Origin of the sequence: Chitinophaga sp. GbtcB8 (genome assembly GCF_019091455.1) — a bacterium.
GTDB lineage: Bacteria > Bacteroidota > Bacteroidia > Chitinophagales > Chitinophagaceae > Chitinophaga.
In genome coordinates this window covers 1-2,486 of sequence record NZ_JAGXJN010000082.1, presented here as the reverse complement: position 1 = coordinate 2,486, position 2,486 = coordinate 1, and the positions used below count along the sequence as shown (strand labels likewise).

Genomic DNA, 2,486 nt, shown 5'->3' with positions numbered 1-2,486 from the left:
AACATACCGGTTACAGGATCTAAACCTGCTTATGAGTTATCTGCCGCTCAGCGCCGCTTATGGGTGCTGAGCCAGTTTGAAGAAGGTAACCTGGCTTACAACATGCCAGGTACCTATGTGTTTGAAGGGAATCTGGACACTACTGCGCTAGCAGCTGCCTTTAATGACCTGATCGCGCGGCATGAGATCCTGCGCACGGTTTTTAAAGAAGATGAGCAGGGCGAGGTAAAACAATACATCCAGGCCACTTCCAATTTCAGGGTAGAACATTTAGACCTGCGGCAGGAGCATGTACAGGAAGAAAAATTGCCGCTGCTGATCCAACAGGTGTCTGCTACGCCTTTTGATCTTCGTACAGGGTCCTTGTTGCGCGCGGTTTTATACCAGGTAACAGATAATAAATGGGTGTTTGCGTTTAGCATGCATCACATTATTAGTGATGGCTGGTCAATGGAAGTATTGATAAAAGAGCTGTTGCATCTGTATCATGCAAAGGTGAATAACACCAGCAGCACCTTACCGGATTTACGCATTCAGTATAAAGACTACGCCGCCTGGCAGCAATCGCAATTAAGTGTAGCTGCGTTGGAAACACATAAGCATTGGTGGTTACAACAGTTTGAAGGTGAGCTGCCCTTGCTGGACCTCCCGGGTGATCATTCCCGCCCCGCAGTTAAAACCTATAACGGTGCTGCAGTAAATATGATGCTCAGCAAAACCTTGACCCAGGGTTTGCAAACTCTGGTAAATGAGCAGGGCAGTACTTTGTTCATGGGCTTACTGGCTGCAGTGAATACTTTGCTGTACCGCTATACCGGGCAGGAAGATATTATTATCGGCACACCCGTAGCCGGCCGCCTGCACAGCGACCTGGAAGATCAGATCGGGCTGTATGTAAACACGCTGGCTCTACGAAGCCAATTCAGCGGCACAGACAGTTACAGCTCGCTGCTGCAAAAGGTAAAACAAACCACGCTGGGTGCTTATGAACACCAGGCTTATCCTTTTGATGAGCTGGTGGATACACTGCAGCTGCGCCGGGACATGAGCCGCAGTGCGCTGTTTGATGTGATGGTAGTATTGCAGAACACCGGCCGCCTGCTTTCAGACGGAACACCGGTAGGCGAAGCCCTGGTAAGCAGCTATGGCGATGTACAAGCTCCGTTCACCAAGTTTGATCTCACTTTTAACTTTATAGAAAAAGGGGAGGGCCTGCATTGTATTGTAGAATACAACCGGGATCTTTATAACCAGGATACCGTTAAACGTTTTATCCATCACCTGGAACAGCTGCTGGTCGCCATTATCGCGCATCCTGATGTGCCGGTGAACCGCCTGAACTATTTAGGCGTCGCTGCACAGCTTCAGCTGCTGGAAGCGTTCAATGCAACGGAGGTAGTTTATGAGCATACCGGTACTATCCTGCAAAAGTTTGAAGAACAAGCAACGAAAACACCGGATCACACAGCTATCCTGTTTGGTGAAACAGTACTGAGTTATGCGGCGTTGAATGAGCAGGCTAACCGCTTAGGCGATTATCTGCGCATACAATACAATATCCAGGCTAATGACCGCATAGGTATTCAATTAGACCGTAGTGAGCAGACTATCATAGCCATATTGGCGGTATTAAAATCAGGCGGCGCTTATGTGCCTATTGATACGGAATATCCGCAGGAGCGCATTGATTATATTATAGCAGACAGCCAATGTAAAGTAGTGGTAGATGAAACGGAGCTGGTTAAATTTAAGCAAATAGCAGATCAATATTCAGCAGAGAATGTAAACACTACCAGCCAACCTGATGACCTGGCCTATATCATTTACACCTCTGGTTCTACCGGCAAGCCTAAAGGTGTAATGATCACCCACAGCAATGCCACAGCTTTCATTAACTGGAGCCAACAGGAGTTTAATGCTGCGGCTTTTGATGTAGTATTTGCCACAACATCTATCTGTTTTGATCTTTCTGTTTTTGAGATATTTTACCCGTTAAGTGTGGGCAGACCAGTACGGTTCTTAGCCAATGCACTGACCATCCCCCAATATCTAAATACGGCAGAAAAAATACTGATCAACACCGTGCCCAGTGTGGTAGGTAACTTGTTGAGCGAAGGTATAGATCTAAGCAGCGTAGCGGTATTGAACATGGCCGGGGAGCCTATCCCACCGCGTTACCTGGACCAGCTGGACGCAGAAAGAATAGAGATCAGGAATCTGTACGGCCCTTCAGAAGATACCACCTACAGTACTGTTTACAGGTTAAAGAACGATGGGAATATTCTGATCGGTAAACCCATCTCCAATACCCGCATTTACATTCTTAGCGAAGCCCTGCAGCTACAACCCATTGGTGTAGCAGGGGAGATCTGCATTGCCGGTGATGGCTTAGCACAAGGTTACCTGAACCAACCTGAACTAACAGCAACTAAATTCATAGACAATCCTTTCAAACCCGGAGAGCGCCTGTACAGAACGGGTGATTT

At 47.4% G+C, this 2,486-nt stretch carries 1 protein-coding gene; it reads left to right on the top strand.

All coding sequences use genetic code 11. From position 1 onward, the window contains the following. Window positions 1-2,486: condensation domain-containing protein (locus KVT36_RS31420; protein WP_217607379.1), on the top strand; the 2,486-nt coding region annotated here is incomplete at both ends.